Source organism: Bacteroides sp. 14(A), from assembly GCF_000526555.1.
Classification (GTDB): domain Bacteria; phylum Bacteroidota; class Bacteroidia; order Bacteroidales; family Bacteroidaceae; genus Bacteroides; species Bacteroides cellulosilyticus.
Genome location: NZ_JAGH01000001.1, coordinates 1 through 18,769, shown reverse-complemented (window position 1 = coordinate 18,769; position 18,769 = coordinate 1). Strand labels below are relative to the sequence as shown.

The window sequence follows — 18,769 nt, the reverse complement described above, 5'->3', positions numbered from 1 at the left end:
CTTTAATGATTTATTGATTGAAACATATAATTCCCACCTCTGACCAAAAACTTGATATGCGTTTGCGAATCATCCTCATAAGCCAACGCTACCCGGTTAATTCTATATGCACCTTGTTTCCATATCAATGTACCATTTACTCTAATTTCTTTAGTATTATTAATAGGAACGCCCACTACAGTAGGTATATCAGCAGGAGTTTTTACATCGATCGTAATCCCTTTCTCTTCTTGAACAAACGAGCTTTTAATCATTCCTTTTACAGATGCAACCTCAGCCTTGGCCTGTCGTATATTTCCCGGTTGAGGTACAATGGCAATCTGTTCATATCCTGGTTTTAGCGGGGCTATACCACACAGATATTGCGATAAAATGGTTAAACCTCCTCCTGTCCATGCATGATTTACGGTACCGGCAGCATATCCTTCGATTCCTATATTCCAATGTTCAAAGAGAGTAGAGAAATAAGGATCTTCCACCATATACTTCATTCGTTCTTTATGCCTGGCCAATGCCTCAACTTCGTATCCCATCATCATCATGGCTTCAAAAACATACTTCTCCATATAAGGACTTGAGTGTTTTTCAGTCTTGAAGATGTTCAATAATGCCTCATACTTATCTTTATCGGCAAGTCCTGCAACAACGGCCAATGCTTGTACCCTATCATCTGTTTTGCCCTTATATGAAGAGTCACGATAAGCTATACCCGTCCAGTAATGTGTATTAAACGCATTCTTAAAAGAAGTCATCCGGCGAATATAGCTGTCCGCATCATTTGTGTATCCCAATTCCAATGCCATCTGATACATACCTTTCAATGCTAAATAATACCAGACATTAATCAGAAGAAACATGTCTCGTTCACTTCCCCAGTCGCCCCATACCCATCCAACATTCCGAAAAGACACAACACCCGTTTCATTCTCTTTCCACAGTTCCATATATCTCTTAATTGCTGGATACAAATGATGCAGGGTTACTTTATCCCCGGTATGTAAGTAATAGTTCCAAGCGCCATAATAACCCACAGAGGCCAATGTCTGCCCAGGAAGTTCCAGGCGCCAGTTACCGGCAGGGACCGGAGCAAATATACTACCATCATCTTGTTGCCAGTCAATGATTTCACAAAGCCATTTCTTAGTTAGTGCATGACTGGAAGGAGAAAGAGCATAAAAAGATTCGCCCGATTCATTCACTGCATCGCCTGTCCATTGGGCACGTTCTCGTTCGGGGCAATCCATATAGGTATCACGCATTGTAACATACAACGTACGTAATGATTTCCGCCAAAGTTGATTCAAGAAGGCATCTGAAGAATAGAAGCTTCCGGCAAGATCACAATCATATCCTGTTTCCCGATATTTCACATCCAACACTTCCACTTCTTCAGGAATGAAATAATACATCCGGTGCCCATTCATCCATCCTAAACTCTCATACTCCTGTATACCTGCCTTCGTTATGTATTCCGCCCGAAGATTTTCGGTAGCTCCATTATAATAATAGTAATTATCTGTCCCCATTACTATCCTGCAACCTTCTGGTGATTTTATTTTAATATAAGGTGTAAACTGGGCATTATAAGGTAGCACACATATCAGAGTATCCTTACTTTTATATGACTTCACATAATTTTTCAGGCCGAAATCTTTCCATAAAGGGATAGGCCTTTTAACTAATTTATTCCAAGGTGCACCTCCAGCCTTCTGTAGCTTTGAAGCCCCTGGAAAGGAGGATTTAAAAGACTGAGTGACCCATCCCTCCATTTCCTTACGAGCATCGTAAAGAATACTAGATTCGGACAAACGGAAATTAGGCTTTGGCCCAGAACACGTTGAATAAGCCTCGTTAATACAACATGTCCAGCTATTATCACTTATGATCTCGATACCTGAAGTTTGGCAATCAAATAGAAACCCCGCCTTCCCACTGCTATTATGTGAGAATCCTTGTTTACCGAAATACCAGACTAAAGCGGCAATTGTATTCGAACCTGCTTTTAGATAAGGAGCAATATCTACTTCATCATAATAGGTATCTTCCGGATTAGGTCCCCGCTTTAAACCGCCTTCAAATACCACCAGATTATCGTTTATCCAAAGCCAATATTTACTATCAGCCGCAATGCGAGCTATAGCCTCATCGGGAACCTGCACTATATGAACGGTTTTGCGATAACTCAACCAAGTGTTAGGTTCACTTTGACAAGCATCCGTACTAATCCAATAGGCTTTCCAGTCATAGCCAAATGATGAAAGGCTGACCAAGCACAGGAGTAAAGTTACGATAAATTTCATTCACACTCTATCTTAAAGCTGATGGCTTTGTCACCTTCCATTATTGGCGTTTCAACTTGCAAACCTTCAGGAGTTTCTTTCCACTTAATAACTTGATTACTTCCCAGCACTCTCACATTCTTTACTTTCACAGAGGAAGGTACAGATGCCCCGGCAAATCCTTTTAGTAACAATGAAGTCCCAGCTTTGGGCATTCCCAAAGTTATCGCATAAACTATATTTTCCTTTGTAGTATAGCGAATATCATTCGAGGAATATTTTACTTTCAAGAATTCTTTGTGATTCTTGAAATCTCCTTCCGGCTGAGTTGTGGGGCCTTCTCCATACATATACCAAGGTCTCGTATTGTAAATGGCTTCTCCATTCACTTTCAGCCACTCTCCTATCGAAAGTAGTATATCTTTCTGTTCCACTGGGATTGTACCATCAGCACGCGGGGAAACATTCAGCAACAATACACCATTTTTACTTACTATATCCACTAAGACATCTATTAAATCTTTAGATGTCTTTAGTTCCATATTCTCTGTGTAACTCCAACTATCCGTACTGATAGTTTCGTCAGTCATCCATAACCGTGGTTCTATGTTTTGCTTCCTCGATTTTTCAAGATTCTCAATACTTACATTCAGTGGCAAATCACCTTGCTTACGGCAGATAGTTACCTCCTTGCCTTTTTTCTTTGCCTCTTTGATATAATATTCGGCAAATTTATATAAATATTCCTCCGGTATCATATCCAACCATGCATCAAACCAAATTACATCTGGACTATACTTGTCTATCACTTCTTTTAAAGCTCCAAACCATATTGGCTCGTAGAACTCCTCAGGCGTTACATTACCATAAAGTAAACGTAACATCGGGTTATTCGAAGAAGTAGGCATATTTTCCAAATACGGGAAGTGACTATCCCACATATCCCAAAAATCAGGAGTTTTCGTACGATTGACATCATTCTTATAACGTTGAAGTAAACGAGCATGATGGAATGTTGTTATCAACTTCATTCCATGTTTCTTTATCTCTTGCTGAATCTCGCCAACAATATCTTTTTTGGGACCCATCAATACTGAATTCCAAGGAGTAGTTTGCGTATCCCACATAGCGAAACCGTCATGATGCTCTGCCACCGGTCCTGCAAATTTAGCACCTGCCAACTGGAATAAATCGACCCACTCTTTTGCATTAAATTTTTCAGCTTTAAACAATGGCACCAGAGCTTCATATCCTACTTTCTTCGGATCACCATAATGTTCTTTATGATATTTGTATTCCTTCCGATTCTCCATAAACATCAGCCTTGGATACCATTCATACGAATATGCCGGAACAGAATAAACACCCCAATGGAAATAGATACCAAACTTGGCATCTTTCAACCACTCGGGCTCTGAATTATACTGAGACTCATTGGATATCTTAGTCCAATCCATCTTATAGTTTTCAAACTGAGCTACCATTTCCAAAGGAAACAGAAATAAGCACAAAATAAATAATGCGTTTTTCATCAAACTATTCTTTTAAAGTTACAATTATTTAAAGCATACACCCAATTATATATGAATACAAAAGTACGAAAAGTCTCATTATACAGAAAGTACGAATCAGACGGAAGATAGCACAAAACAGGCATTGTTAACAAATCCTTATTACCGGTATATTTAATAGGAATGCCAATTTTTCAATCTTATCCGCAATGTGTCCTATTCCTATTGCACAATGATGAGAAGGCCCTTCCTTACTCCATTTATTCATAAATTCCTTTGCACCAATCGAAAAATGATAACGACTATTGGTATTACCAATTTCCAGAACAGGACCAGAAACCGATTCTCCTTGAGCCACAAGAAAGAAAATTCCATTTTTATTCTCGCATACTGCCAATAAAGTCACCGCACCGTGTCTTACACTCATTTGAATAGAAAGACCTTTACCTGGCTTACCGTGATATATAGCCAATGGCACAAGCTTAACTCTTTCTTGGGCTATTGCAAAATGAGCAGGTCCGTCGTGCCCTAACATAACAATATCGTCATTAAAATCCATAGCATAAAACTCTGAAAAGGAACCACCTACTCCAAACTCCGACATGATTTTCATGGCCTGTACATTTTTTACTTCACATTCACCGGCAATAGGGATACCTTTTCCGGTAAGTAATGTATGTCCTGCTATTACAGAAGTCACAATGTCTTCATAACTTTTATCATCACTCCCTTCAAAGTAATAGGCCATTGAGCCAAGCCTATGATTTGCAATAAGTTTATCTAAGGCAACCGATGTTTTGGCAGCACGTACCACTTCTGCTTCTTCACATTCGGAAGTTATCTCAAAACATCTATTAAATTCATCTATTTTAGCCACCAATTCTTCCGTACTGACAGTATCTCTATACTTCTTAACCTCACACATCTCTACAATCTCTATATGTGTACCAAAGACTGAAGATTGCTGAGTCAAGTCGGTATATACATCAAGCATTCCACAATAGTAATGTCCAAGTACACCAAGCCTATTATTTTTCATCACAGATCGTACACGTGCAGCTTCTATCCATCCGTCTATCTCATTCCATGAATCGACATCCTCTAAATATCCTGTTACAAAATCGTACCTTAAATTGGCGCGATTAAAAACATTGCCTATTTCGGGAACCGAACAAGCCTGACAATGAGCTAACCAAAATCCTGTCATGCCACCTCGGTCTTTCATCGAATTGATATAGTTATAATCAATAGCCGGAACAGGTTGAAGATTTAAAACGATTATAGGGCAATTTAATCTTTGTGCTATCGGAAGCACTGTAGATGAAAGAGAATATGTAGCAACATATAGAAATATTAGATCGACTTCTTCTCTCATAAAAGAGGATGCAGCCGATAATGCCTTTTCCGGACTATCAACCATTCCCTCATCAACAACCGTAATATTGTGTTGCTTCTTTATTCGCTCTCTTATTCTGCCTTGATATATGTTCAAGACATCCAATAATCCATCAAACTGCCCCCAATAGGTATCAAGACCAGTGCCGAAAAGACCAATTTTTAACTGACTCTGCATATACTATTTTTTTATTTCGCATACAAAAATAGGCCATCACCATAAAGTAACATATTACTTTTTGCTATATAGATATTACTTTTTCAACACATGTCGAATATGTCCTATTATTTATCTGATATGCTATTAACAAATAAATCTTAAATATTTATATTTGCCTATATTATAATAAACTAAATATTACCCCCTATGAGCGGAACTTCAAATGTAAAATATCTCTCCTCCAGCGAGCAGGATACTCGATGGGGATTAACGGTCAACACAGTAGGTCATCAGCTAATTAAGCCAAATTCTGTCTACCCATCAGCCAGTCATCCGTTTCATTATCTTTTCTCTCCGGAGAAAGGAAGAATACTCAATGAGTACCAACTGATTTATATTCTCGACGGAAAAGGAACATTCGTATCTATGAATAAGAAGAAAATGCAGATACATAGCGGCCACATGATTTTACTTTTTCCCGGCGAATGGCATAGCTACAAACCCGATAAAGAAACAGGATGGTACGAATATTGGATTGGCTTCAATGGACAGGACATAGAGAAGTTAGTTGAAGTAGATTTCTTCCGAAAAGACAATCCTATCTTCAACATCGGATTAAATGAGAATGTAATTCAATTATACAAACAGGCAGCCAACGTGGCACAAGAACAGACTACAGGATTCCAGCAAATACTTGCGGGAATAGTCCATCTTCTACTTGGCTATACCTATTCAGAGCATAAACAGAATTCATTTATAAATATGAATGTGCTTGATCAGATAAATACAGCTAAACATCTTATCGCTGAAAATTATAAAACAGAAATTACACCGAAAGATATAGCCACTAAAATTAACATGAGCTATTCCTGTTTCCGAAAGGTTTTCAAACAATATACCGGATTTTCCCCATCCAGATACAAAGAAGAACTACGGTTACAGACAAGTAAGGAATTGCTGGCAAATACCACCATGACCAGTCAGGAGATTGCTTTCGAAGTAGGTTTTGACACACCTTATTATTTCTGTATTCTTTTCAAGAAACGAACTGGCTATTCGCCTTTGGAATATAGAAACTTAGCACAGGGAAAACACATTTCCAACGATTTAAGACACAATTAGCCACTTTCACTACATCTGCAGTCTTTATCTCCGAAAAAACAAAATTAAGACGCAGTGAAAGCAGCTTGCCTATAAAAACGCAACAGAATGTACTACAACAAACAAAAACACTTGGTTAATGTATAAAATATTACTCATTCCAAATCCCCATCCACCAAAAGGTTCATCATTAGACAACACAACCTCCTTGAATTTCTTTTTATCCAACTTATATTCTTCAAGAGGGATTAGTGTAGTAAACAGAGTATCTGTTACACTAGAGAAGTTTCTTCTGGAAATAGTTATTTCTATATTCACTCTTTATTCATCTCATAAACAATGCATTAAATTGATTTGAGTAGTAAATGAGTAGTCCCCGATTTGTTAAAAATCAGGGATATGTATTGGTGGTGAATATCTTTTTTGTAGTTCGCACATCGAAATTTCTACATTTGCGATGAAGTTTAATTCGAGCACTGCGCAGAGCTAAGAAGAAAACAAAAAGAGTTATCCACCTAAAAAAATTTAATGCGATGAAGAGTAAAACACATCTTCTGAAAAAAGCCTTATGGCTAAAGAATCTATTCTTGACGGCGTGCCTCATATTGGTAGCAATGCCCGTACTCTCCCAGACAAGAACAGTAACAGGTACCGTAACCGACACATCGGGTGACGCACTGATTGGTGTATCCATCCTCGTGCAAGGTACCAGCAACGGTGTAGTTACCGATTTAGACGGTAAATATACATTAACGAACGTTCCGGAAAACGGAACACTCACTTTTAGTTATATAGGTATGTTACCGCAAGATATAAAAGTGAACGGACGTTCGGCTATCAATGTGACATTGAAAGAGGATTCACAGCAGTTGGAAGAAATTATCGTAATCGGTTATGGTGCTGCAAAGGCCAAAGACCTGACGGCTCCCATTACCGTAGTTAAAGGTGAGGCCCTGACTGCCGTACCTTCTACTACTCCTATGGCAGCCCTCCAAGGAAAAGTTCCCGGTGTCAATATCGTAAATAATGGTGCTCCAGGTGAAGGCCCTACCGTACAGATCCGTGGTATCGGTTCATTCTCCAACAGTAAGCCGCTGTTCGTTGTAGATGGTATGTTCTACGACAACATCAACTTCCTGAACAACGCGGATATTCAGGAAATGTCTATTCTGAAAGATGCTTCGGCTGCCGCTATCTATGGTGTACGCGCTGCAAACGGTGTAGTTCTCATCACCACCAAAAAAGGTTCGCGTAACCAGAAAGCAAAGATCACTTATGATGGTTATGTAGGTATCCAGAAAGCATCCAATGTGCTCGAACTCTGTAATGCACACGAATATGCAACTATGCTTCTCGAAGGTAACTTCGACTCCTATAAGACTCACTTCACACAATCCATCGACAAATACGGCGGTAGTTATGATGACCCCGACTTCCATAATTGGACTTTTGGAGCAGACAACGACTGGTACGACCAGCTTCTGCGCACTGCCGCTATCACAAACCACAGTTTAAACATTAACGGTGGTTCCGAAAAAGCGGTGTATGCTGTCGGCGTAAGCTATTTGTATCAAGATGGTATTATGGATGTTGACAACAACTACAAACGTATGAACTTCCGTGGTTCTGTCGATTATGATGCTACGAACTGGCTGAAAGTCGGTTTCAACGGTGTGTTTAGTAACTCCACACAACAAGTGCCTAACAATCAGGCATGGCAGAAAGCATTCAACTGTCCTCCCATCGTAGCTCTTTATGATGACAAGTACAATGAAAAGTCTTTCCCTGACAAATTTGGTTCTCCGGATGCAATCGGTTATACATCAAACTTCTATAATCCTGTCGCAACTGCCAAGTATTTCGATTCAAGCAAAGAAAACTATCAGGTATTAAGCAACTTCTACGCTCAGATTGATTTTATTCCCAGCAAATTGAATTTCAAGACGAACTATTCCTATAGTTTCCTCTCTACCCAAGGTCGTGAGTTTACTCCGAAATACTACGTAAGCAGCTGGCAACAATCAGCCACCACTCAGCTTACAAAGAACGAAAACAAGTATTACAACTATATCTGGGATAATACCCTGACTTATAATGACCAATGGGGCAAACACAGATTCGGCGCCATGGCAGGTTACTCCATGCGTCAGGAACAATGGCGTATGTTCGAAGGTAAAGCAAGCAACGTTCCCGATGGAGCAGACGAATACTGGTACATCAAGAACGGTGACGCAGCAGGTGCTACCGTAAAAGACGACGGTTACTGCTATAGAGGTGTTTCTTACTTCGCCCGTCTGAACTACAACTATGATGACAAATATCTGTTGATGTTCACAATGCGTGCCGATGGTTCCAGCAAATATCAGGAACATTGGGGTTACTTCCCTTCAGTAGGTGCAGCCTGGGTTCTGTCCGAAGAATCATTCTTGAAAGACCAGAAATGGATTGACTTCCTGAAACTGCGTGCAAGCTGGGGTAAACTGGGTAACGACCAAGTAGCAGCAAGCGACGGTTTCGCTTCTATCGCGACCGGTAACGCTGCATCCGGTGTATTTGGTAATTCAACCATTGCAGGTTATCAGAACAGTACATACTTCAGTTGGCTGAAGTGGGAAGTTGTTGAAGAATGGAATGCAGGTATAAACTTTATTACCCTCAACAACCGTCTGAATATCGACGTTGACTATTATCACCGTATGACTAATAATGCTGTGATCGCTCCACTACTCCCATTCAGCACCACCACCCTTGCCGGAAACTATGGTAAGATTCTCAACTCCGGTATCGATGTAAGTGCCAACTGGAACGATAAAATCGGTAGAGACTTCTCATACAATATCGGTGTAAACATCTCTACTTTGAGAAACCGCGTGAAAGACCTGAACGGTAACAGTATCATCAGAGGCGGTAAGACCGTTAATATAGTAGGTAAAGAAATGAACTCATTCTACGGATTCAAAATGATAGGTGTTTATCAGACAGAGGCAGAAATTGCCGCTGATCCTATTGCAGTGGCCAACGGTTGTGTACCGGGCGACTTAAAGTATGCCGACCTCGATGGAAACAATGTTCTTGACGGAAATGACCGTACTACATTAGGTTCTTATATTCCTAATTTTACTTACGGTATCAACCTCGGCCTTAACTACAAGAACCTCGACTTCCAGCTGACTACCTACGGACAGGCCGGTGCCCAGATGTTCAACCGTAAACGTGCGCTTCGTTATTCTTCACAGAATTATAACTTCGACCGCGCCCAATATGAAAAACGCTGGACAGGCCCGGGTTCCACGAACTCCAATCCGTCGGCTGCCGCCCTGCTGAAACCTTGGAACGTAAGCGACCAGAAGTATAGCTCTTACTTTGTAGAAAGTGCCGACTACTTCCGTATTCAGAATATTACGCTTGGTTATACATTCCGTAACCTCAAGTTTGGTAACTATACCATGCCGGGCTTACGCCTGAGTCTGACTGCCGACCGTCCGTTCACAACTTTCAAGGCCAACGCATTCACTCCTGAATTGTCCGACAGCCAAGGTTGGGATACCGAAGTATATCCTTTGACATCGACTTACACCTTAGGTTTGAAAATTGATTTCTAAGAAATAACCCATTAATAATTTAGAACTAATGAAAACATTAATAAGACCTTTCATATATATAATGTCCGCCTTGATGGTATTATCGTTCGCATCCTGTAATGATTTTCTGGACAAAGAGCCTGAAGGAAAAGTGCCGGAAGAGAAGGTGGATTATACCAATATCAGCAATATGTACCAACCGGTATCAGGCGTATATGCAAAGATTCGCACCAGCGGTTTGCACTGGGTGATCTGGGAAATTACTACGATTCGCGACCAGGACGTATTTAGCGGCCAGTGGAATGGCAGCGACTATTACAACCTGAGCGAATATAAGTATAATGATTCTTTCTGGGGCTTCAACGAATTGTGGATGCAATATTACAATATTATCAAAACTGCCAATGCAGCTATTGAATCGTTAGACCTGTACGCTGAGAATATCACCAACGATAGCGATATGAAAAACTATAAGGCATATCGTGGTGAAGTGATGTTTATGCGTGCTTATGCCTACTATCGTCTGGTGCAGGCATTTGGTCCAGTTACCATTCTCCGCGACAATAATCAGGTTGATTTGAGCCGCTCCACTGCCAATGCGGTAAACAAATATGCATTGGAAGATTTGCAGTACGGCATTGATAATATGCCGCGTATCCGTCCGAACCAAAGTGAACACAAGGGAGCCGTTACAGCGTTCTCTGCCGAGATGCTGGCTGCCAAGTTTCATCTGAACATGGGTAACTATGCAAAGGTAGAAGAACTGACAAACGATATTATTGAGCATGGTAATTTCTCACTCTATCCCGACTTCTACCAGTTATGGAAGATTCCCGGAAAGCTCTGTGACGAGTCTATATTCGAATGTCAGATGACTGACTTCGGCAATGGTTCCGGAGATCTGATTGATGGTGACCAATGGTTTGTTTGTCAAGGTCCCAATAACTCCGGCAGTGACATCAGCGGTTGGGGAGACTGCGGTATCCTGAAATCTTTCCGTGACTGGGCATACGCTCGTGGAGAGACAATACGTGCCACCACTTCATTCCTGCTGGCAGGAGAAACGACACCGGACGGTGATTATATCCGGGAGCAAGTAGATCCGAAAAAGACCGACTGCTGGAACGGTAAAGCATACACCCCGCTGAACCAATTAACACCGGGACGTACGAAATACGGTACAAACAATAATGCACGTATTTTCCGCTATGCTGATGTTCTCTTGATGAATGCCGAAGCGAAAATCAAAAATGGCAAGAATGGTGACGCTCCATTCAATGAAGTAAGAAGACGTGCCAAGATGCCGGAACTTACCAATGTAACTTTCCAACAAGTTATCGACGAACGCCGTATGGAGTTGGTGTGCGAATGGGGCGAACGTTATAACGACCTTGTACGCACCGGTCTGGCAAAAACAGAATTGAAAGGCTGGTCTGAAGATAAGGCACTTTTGCCGCTTCCTTTCAACCAGTATACTCAGATTCCTGATTTGCTGAAAGAGCCGAAGGATGAGTAACCTTATGAATTAATTTAGTTTTCGCAAGTTAATGATAACAACATACAGATTGCACCGGATTATCATTAACTTGCGAAACTTAAATAAATGCCCAAACAAAACATATCATGAAGAAAGTTTTCAGAAAAACAAGCTTATTGCTGGCTACTGCCCTGATGGGTGTTACCGGTATGCAGGCACAAAAAGCTCCGCAGGACATGGATCGCTTCATCGACGCGCTGATGAAGAAGATGACTGTAGAAGAGAAAATCGGTCAGCTAAACCTGCCCGTTTCCGGTGAAATCATTACCGGACAAGCACAGAACAGCGATGTAGCCAAAAAGATTGAGCAAGGATGGGTAGGCGGACTTCTCAACCTGAAAGGAGTAGAGAAGATCCGCGATATACAGAAACTTGCCATAGAGAAATCACGCCTGGGTATCCCCCTGATATTCGGTATGGATGTGGTGCATGGCTACGAAACAATCTTCCCTATTCCATTGGGGCTCTCTTGCTCATGGGATATGGACGCTATCAGAAAGTCCGCCCGCATTGCTGCTACCGAAGCCAGTGCCGATGGCATCTCATGGACATTCAGCCCGATGGTAGATATCAGTCGTGATCCGCGCTGGGGACGTGTCAGCGAGGGTAACGGTGAAGACCCGTTCCTGGGAGGCGCCATCGCTAAAGCAATGGTGTCGGGGTATCAGGGAGTGGACCTCAACAATCAGTTGAAACGAAACGATGAGATCATGGCATGCGTAAAGCACTTCGCTCTGTACGGAGCCGGAGAAGCCGGACGCGATTATAACACTGTGGATATGAGCCGCAACCGCATGTTCAACGAATACCTATACCCTTACCAGGCTGCTGTAGAGGCTGGTGTAGGTAGCGTTATGGCTTCTTTCAATGAAATAGACGGCGTGCCCGCCACAGCCAACAAATGGTTGATGACCGATGTACTGCGTAAACAATGGGGATTCGACGGTTTTGTAGTGACGGACTTCACTGGAATTTCTGAAATGGTTGCGCATGGTATCGGTGACTTACAGACAGTTTCGGCACGTGCGCTCAACGCAGGCGTAGATATGGATATGGTGAGCGAAGGCTTCATTGGTACCATTAAAAAGTCTATAGCCGAAGGAAAGATTGACATGGAAACACTGGACAAGGCTTGTCGCCGTATCCTTGAGGCCAAGTATAAGCTGGGATTGTTTGACAACCCTTACAAATATTGTGACCTGAAGCGCCCGAAACGGGATATCTTCACCAAAGAACACCGTGATGTTGCCCGCAAGATTGCAAGTGAAAGCTTCGTACTTTTAAAGAATCAACCGGCAAAAACCGGTCAGGCTCCTGTATTGCCATTGGCAAAGAAAGGTACGGTTGCCGTTATAGGTCCATTGGCAAATACCCGTAGCAACATGCCGGGAACATGGAGTGTAGCTGCACGCCTCAACGATTACCCTTCTGTATATGAAGGGTTGAAAGAAATGATGGCAGGTAAGGTGAACATCACTTATGCCAAGGGCAGCAACCTCAGTAGTGACGCCGCTTACGAAGAACGCGCCACCATGTTCGGACGTTCGCTGAACCGTGACAACCGCACAGACAAGGAAATGCTGGAAGAAGCATTGAAGGTAGCGACAAACGCAGATGTCATCGTTGCCGCTTTAGGTGAATCTTCTGAAATGAGCGGAGAAAGTTCAAGCCGGACAGATCTGAATATTCCCGATGTACAACGCACATTACTGGAAGCATTGTTGAAGACCGGAAAACCGGTTGTATTGACCCTCTTCACTGGCCGTCCATTGACACTGACCTGGGAACAGGAAAATGTACCCGCTATCCTGAATGTATGGTTCGGCGGAAGCGAAGCTGCCTATGCTATCGGCGATGTACTGTTCGGTGATGTAAATCCAAGTGGCAAACTGACCATGACATTCCCGAAGAATGTAGGGCAGATCCCTTTGTTCTATAATCATAAGAACACTGGCCGCCCTTTGAAAGAAGGTAAATGGTTCGAGAAGTTCCGCAGTAACTATCTGGATGTTGACAATGATCCACTGTATCCGTTCGGTTACGGTTTGTCATACACCACATTCCAATACGGGGACATTACTTTGAGCGCTCCTGCAATGGACCAGGACGGTTCTGTAACCGCTGTAGTTACAGTGACCAATACCGGTAAGCGGGATGGTGCGGAAGTGGTACAACTGTATATCCGCGACTTGGTGGGAAGCATTACCCGCCCGGTGAAAGAGTTGAAAGGCTTCGAAAAAATCTTCCTCAAAGCAGGTGAGAGTAAGACGGTCTCTTTCAAAATCACCCCGGAATTGTTGCACTTCTACGACTATGATCTCAACTATGTAGCCGAACCGGGAGACTTTGATGTAATGATCGGCGGTAACAGCCAGCATGTAAAAACAGCCCGTTTGAGCTTAAAGTGATAATTCAGAATAAAAACAAAGGAAACATGAAACACATAGCTTTACTGACCTGCGTGTGTGGCCTGATGCTTCTCGGCAGTTGCAAAAACCAGTCTGCACAGAATGAACAGCCACTGGAGGTGATGACTTTTAATGTTCGCCTAGATGCTCCTTCGGACAGTGCCAATAACTGGAAATATCGCAAAGATAACGTCTGCCAAATGATTACCTACTATCAGCCCGACCTGCTGGGTATGCAGGAAGTACGTCACAATCAAATGGAAGACCTGAAACAAGGTCTTCCCCAATACACCGCTTTAGGCGTAGGACGTGACGATGGCAAGGAAGCAGGCGAATATTGCCCGATATTCTTCAACAGCCACCGGTTCACATTGGTGGAATACGGTAATTTCTCTCTTAGTGAACAGCCCGAAACCATCGGCATCAAAGGCTGGGACGCCTCCTACAACCGTATTACTACCTGGGCCATACTGCAAGAAAAGAGTAACGGGAAGAAGTTGGTATTCTTCAACACCCATTTGGACAACGACGGAGAGATAGCGCGTAAAGAAGGCGTACAACTCATTCTGAACAAGATTAAAGAGATTGCCCCGCACATGCCAGCCATCATCACCGGCGACTTCAATTGTACTCCCGACGAGACACCTCTGCAGACTCTTGAAAAAGGAGGAATGGAAAATGCGTCAAAGGTGGCAGCCATTACGTACGGTCCATCCTGGTCTTTCCATGATTTCGGTCGACTGCCGCTGGAAGAACGTGTCTTGCTGGATTATGTGTTCGTGAGCGGCGGCATGAAAACGAACCGTTATCGTGTCATTCAGGACAGGCCGGAGAATGGCTTCCTTTCTGATCACGATCCCGTACTTGTTGATGTAATCCTTCGATAGAAATAGGTATGAAGACACAATATAGCTTATTATTGCTCCTGTTGTTGCTGGGCTTTACACAATGTAAAAGCCCGGCAGCAAAACCGGACCGGATAAGCGACGAAGCACTGATGGACACCCTGCAACGCCGTACCTTCAATTACTTTTGGGAAGGAGCCGAACCTAATAGCGGACTGGCATGCGAACGTATCCATATAGATGGTATCTATCCCGAAGATGACCAGAATGTAGTGACCACCGGTGGCAGTGGCTTCGGAATCATGGCTGTGTTGGCAGGCATCGACCGCGGTTACGTCACCCGTGAAGAAGGGCTGGCACGCATGGAGCGCATCGTCTCTTTTCTTGAAACAGCCGACCGTTTCCACGGTGCCTACCCGCACTGGTGGTTCGGAGATACCGGACGGGTAAAACCTTTCGGACAGAAAGACAACGGCGGTGACCTCGTGGAAACCGCTTTCCTGATGCAGGGTCTGCTTGCCGTACACCAATATTACATCAACGGCTCCCCCGCAGAACAAGCCCTTGCCGGGCGCATCGACACACTGTGGCGTGAAGTTGACTGGAATTTCTATCGCCGGAACGATCAGAATGTACTCTATTGGCATTGGAGTCCCGAATACGGCTGGGAAATGAATTTCCCCGTACACGGTTACAACGAGTGTCTCATTATGTATATTCTTGCCGCTGCCTCCCCCACGCACAGCATTCCCGCAGCTGTTTATCATGAAGGTTGGGCAGAGAAAGGCGCCATTGTCGATCCCCACAAGGTAGAAGATATCGAACTTCACCTGCGCTATCAAGGTTGTGAAGCCGGTCCCCTCTTTTGGGCACACTATTCTTTCCTCGGACTGGACCCGACAAATTTATCTGATAAGTATTGTCCCGGTTATTTCAATGAAATGCGCAATCTTACTCTAATCAACCGCGCCTATTGCATCCGCAACCCAAAGCAGTGGAAAGGTTTTGGTCCTGATTGTTGGGGACTGACCGCCAGTTACTCTGTCAACGGCTACTCTGCCCATGCTCCGAACGAGTCGGCAGATCACGGAGTCATCTCTCCCACTGCCGCTCTTTCTTCCATTGTCTATACTCCGGAATACTCACTGGAAGTGATGCGCTATCTCTATGGAATGGGAGACAAGGTATTGGGACCTTATGGCTTCTATGACGCTTTCAGCGAAACGGAAGATTGGTATCCTAAACGTTATCTTGCCATCGACCAAGGACCTATCGCTGTAATGATAGAAAATTACCGTACCGGCCTGCTGTGGAAACTATTCATGAGCCATCCCGATGTGCAAACCGGACTGAAGAAGCTGGGGTTTAAATAAGCTCACCACAGAGTGACACAGAGTCTCATTTTTTTGTTTTTTATAGATTGAACTCTGTGAGACTCTGTGTCACTCTGTGGTGAATAAAGAAAATCCCCTATATTTTTACTCTAACCTTAAATTAATTATCTTTGTCCCAAGAATAACAATAAGGTCATGACCTTTTCTAACCTTTATTCAACCTATTATGGACATCCGAAAAAACATTATCATAACCTGTGTGTCCCTTTTTGTATGTGCCACCATACTCGCCAACCAGAAGCCTTATGTCACCAACCTCTCACGTGACAAATACCACGCTGCCAACAAGAATTGGTCTATCGGGCAAGATGAGAAAGGTATCATGTACTTCGGTAACAGCATCGGCCTGCTGGCATCCGACGGCATGGAATGGAAACTCTTTCAAACACCTGATGCCAGCCTCGTACGTGCCATAGCCGTAGAATCCCACCACACCATTTACAGTGGGGGCTCCGAAGACTTGGGACGCTGGGATCGAGACCAATCAGGAGAACTGAAATACACTTCACTGAAAGGATTAATCAATGGGGATAACCCACTCGACAACCAAAGTTTCTGGCGTATCTGGATAGAAGGCGACAAAGTGTATTTCCAGTCTTTCAGTCATATCTACGTATACGATCACCATACCATCACTCCCGTTGATGGGCCAAACGCCTTTTTACTTCTTCTGAAGGTACGTAATGAATACTGGGTACAAGAAATGTATGGTGCACTTTATCAGTTGCACAACGGCATACTCAACAAAATCCCTGGGAGCGAATTCCTGAACGGCACCACTACCCGTGTCATCCTACCCTACGATACCGACCGTTATCTGGTAGGTACTTCCACCGGTGCAATCTATATCTACGATCAAAAGAACTTTATCCCTTGGAACCTCTCCCTCTCGCGACAATTGAGAGGGCAGGAACTAAACTGCGCCATCTATTCCGCCAAACGGAACACCTATTATCTGGGCACACAGCTCAGTGGCATATATGAAGTAGATACCCATGGAAATATCCTCAATCACTTCTCCACTGCTAACATTCTTCAGAATAACACCGTTCTATCCCTTTACGAAGATAATCAAAATAACATCTGGGTAGCCCTTGACCGTGGGCTCGCTTACATCCGGTATACCGATGGTTTAAGTTACTACCGTTCCACAGACGGTGGCTTCGGCGGCATATACGATGCTACTATCTGGCACGACAATCTGCTCATCGGAACGAATCAGGGAATTTACTACACCCGCCATGACAAGCTCAATGATCTGGATATGTTTTCTTCCCTCAAATTGATAGAGGGCACTCAGGGGCAGGTATGGTCCTTCCGTAAAATAGACGGACGGTTGTTTTGCGCACATACTAACGGACTGCTGGAAATTCTTCCCGATCTCCATATCCGTCACCCGTATCGCATCAATACAGGAGTCTTCCGCACCCTGGAGGCAACCATCAATGGAAAACAAATACAGATTATCATTACCTATGATGAACTCCTGATATTAAACAGAACTACCGGAGAGCTAAACTCCATGCGCCAGATCGCCGACCCGATCTATAATGCCGAAGTAGATCATTTGGGAAATATCTGGTTGGAAACCAGCAGTCGCGGCGTCTACAAATGCCGTCTGAATGACGAACAGAGCGCTTTCCGATACTATACGTATTACGGTAATGAGAAGGACAGCTCACTCCCTGCCCGCCTGCAATTATTCAAATCGGGCGGACGCATCCTATTCTTAGGCAATGATCAATTTTATATCTATGATGAGGTCAACGACAACTTGCAGCTTGAGCAGCATCTGAACCGATGTTTCGAAACGATACACGATCTGAAACGTATCGTTCCCATCGATAGTGAAGAAAGCTGGGCCATCACCGGCTCATCTGTCTACCGTTTCTTCTACGACGGATACATTGCCCGCATCCGCGAAGCATATAAGGTGGAAGCTGACAATCTTTCACTCATCACGGCTTATGAGAATATTTCCGTTCTCAACGACTCCCTCTCACTCATTTGCCTGGATGCAGGTTTTATCCTCCATGACTCTCATCGCAGCAAACGGCAAACCGTGGAACTTTCCGCCCCTAATCTGGAATTTATTCATGCCGGAAAAGAACAGAATGCAGGTTTCATGGACCTCAACAAAACTATTCATATCCCCTATAAAGACAATACGGTAACTGTCGGCTTCTCTGTCAATGCCGCCTTTGCCGGAAACCTTTTCGTTCAATACCAACTGGAAGAAATGGACAGTACCTGGAGTGCCCCGAAGCGACTGAACAGCATTTCCTACGCCCGCTTGCCGCAAGGCAAATACATACTTCGCCTGCGTACCACGGACGGCTTAAACAATTACTCACCGGACACTCTTCTGGAGTTCGACGTACTTCCTCCCTGGTACAATACTGTCTGGTGGTATCTTACCTGCTGCTTACTCATTATCGCCACTCTGTTCGGCACCTTCTACCTAATGAAACGACGTCTGCAAACCAAGCACTTGCGTAGAATGAAATCTCAGGAAGCTACACGCCTGCGCTTGATGAACGAGCAACTGCAAAATGAAA

At 43.5% G+C, this 18,769-nt stretch carries 11 protein-coding genes; 7 read left to right on the top strand and 4 right to left on the bottom strand.

Annotation, left to right across the window (positions count from 1 at the left end; translation table 11 throughout):
* Positions 1-2 precede the first annotated feature (2 nt).
* The 3 genes from K429_RS0100055 to K429_RS0100045 form a co-directional block, all read right to left on the bottom strand.
* Positions 3-2,300, bottom strand: a complete 2,298-nt coding sequence (locus K429_RS0100055) for an alpha-L-rhamnosidase C-terminal domain-containing protein (RefSeq protein ID WP_025725653.1) — start codon at positions 2,298-2,300, stop codon at positions 3-5.
* On the bottom strand, positions 2,297-3,811 hold the full coding sequence (locus K429_RS0100050) for an alpha-L-fucosidase (protein WP_025725652.1): 1,515 nt from the start codon (positions 3,809-3,811) through the stop codon (positions 2,297-2,299). Before K429_RS0100050 ends, K429_RS0100055 begins: the two co-directional genes overlap by 4 nt.
* Positions 3,812-3,938: 127 nt before the next feature.
* Positions 3,939-5,363 (bottom strand): L-fucose/L-arabinose isomerase family protein, encoded by a 1,425-nt coding sequence (locus K429_RS0100045; RefSeq protein ID WP_007210756.1) that lies wholly within the window; start codon positions 5,361-5,363, stop codon positions 3,939-3,941.
* Positions 5,364-5,552: 189 nt separating this feature from the next.
* On the opposite strand from K429_RS0100045, the gene K429_RS0100040 reads away from it, so the two are divergent.
* Positions 5,553-6,467 (top strand): AraC family transcriptional regulator, encoded by a 915-nt coding sequence (locus tag K429_RS0100040; protein WP_007216965.1) that lies wholly within the window; start codon positions 5,553-5,555, stop codon positions 6,465-6,467.
* Positions 6,468-6,536: 69 nt separating this feature from the next.
* Here the strand turns inward: K429_RS0100040 and K429_RS0100035 are convergent, their stop codons facing one another.
* Positions 6,537-6,764: a hypothetical protein gene (locus K429_RS0100035; protein WP_025725651.1), complete on the bottom strand. Its 228-nt coding sequence runs from the start codon at positions 6,762-6,764 to the stop codon at positions 6,537-6,539.
* Between the two features lie 215 nt (positions 6,765-6,979).
* Here K429_RS0100035 and K429_RS0100030 point away from each other — a divergent pair, with 215 nt between their 5' ends.
* From K429_RS0100030 to K429_RS0100005, 6 genes are all read left to right on the top strand, one after another.
* Positions 6,980-10,048, top strand: coding sequence for a TonB-dependent receptor (locus tag K429_RS0100030; protein ID WP_025725650.1), 3,069 nt, complete (start codon positions 6,980-6,982; stop codon positions 10,046-10,048).
* A gap of 28 nt (positions 10,049-10,076) precedes the next feature.
* Positions 10,077-11,543, top strand: coding sequence for a RagB/SusD family nutrient uptake outer membrane protein (locus K429_RS0100025; protein ID WP_025725649.1), 1,467 nt, complete (start codon positions 10,077-10,079; stop codon positions 11,541-11,543).
* A gap of 107 nt (positions 11,544-11,650) precedes the next feature.
* Positions 11,651-13,972 carry a beta-glucosidase BglX gene (bglX, locus tag K429_RS0100020; RefSeq protein WP_025725648.1) on the top strand — a complete coding sequence of 774 codons (2,322 nt, stop codon included), beginning with the start codon at positions 11,651-11,653 and terminating at the stop codon, positions 13,970-13,972.
* 26 nt (positions 13,973-13,998) lie between these two features.
* A complete protein-coding gene (locus K429_RS0100015) occupies positions 13,999-14,859 on the top strand; it encodes an endonuclease/exonuclease/phosphatase family protein (protein ID WP_025725647.1) in 861 nt (286 codons plus the stop codon).
* An 8-nt stretch (positions 14,860-14,867) separates the two neighbouring features.
* Entirely contained in the window at positions 14,868-16,190 is a 1,323-nt protein-coding gene (locus K429_RS0100010; RefSeq protein WP_025725646.1) for a glucoamylase family protein, read from the top strand.
* Between the two features lie 187 nt (positions 16,191-16,377).
* A partial coding sequence (locus tag K429_RS0100005; RefSeq protein WP_025725645.1) for a triple tyrosine motif-containing protein occupies positions 16,378-18,769 on the top strand: 2,392 nt, incomplete at its 3' end.

Excerpts from the sequence above, each read along its gene's own strand:
- K429_RS0100055 (WP_025725653.1), bottom strand. The coding sequence starts at position 2,300 with ATGAAATTTATCGTAACTTTACTCCTGTGCTTGGTCAGCCTTTCATCA.
- K429_RS0100050 (WP_025725652.1), bottom strand. The coding sequence starts at position 3,811 with ATGAAAAACGCATTATTTATTTTGTGCTTATTTCTGTTTCCTTTGGAA.
- K429_RS0100045 (WP_007210756.1), bottom strand. The coding sequence starts at position 5,363 with ATGCAGAGTCAGTTAAAAATTGGTCTTTTCGGCACTGGTCTTGATACC.
- K429_RS0100040 (WP_007216965.1), top strand. The coding sequence starts at position 5,553 with ATGAGCGGAACTTCAAATGTAAAATATCTCTCCTCCAGCGAGCAGGAT.
- K429_RS0100030 (WP_025725650.1), top strand. The coding sequence starts at position 6,980 with ATGAAGAGTAAAACACATCTTCTGAAAAAAGCCTTATGGCTAAAGAAT.
- K429_RS0100025 (WP_025725649.1), top strand. The coding sequence starts at position 10,077 with ATGAAAACATTAATAAGACCTTTCATATATATAATGTCCGCCTTGATG.
- bglX (WP_025725648.1), top strand. The coding sequence starts at position 11,651 with ATGAAGAAAGTTTTCAGAAAAACAAGCTTATTGCTGGCTACTGCCCTG.
- K429_RS0100015 (WP_025725647.1), top strand. The coding sequence starts at position 13,999 with ATGAAACACATAGCTTTACTGACCTGCGTGTGTGGCCTGATGCTTCTC.
- K429_RS0100010 (WP_025725646.1), top strand. The coding sequence starts at position 14,868 with ATGAAGACACAATATAGCTTATTATTGCTCCTGTTGTTGCTGGGCTTT.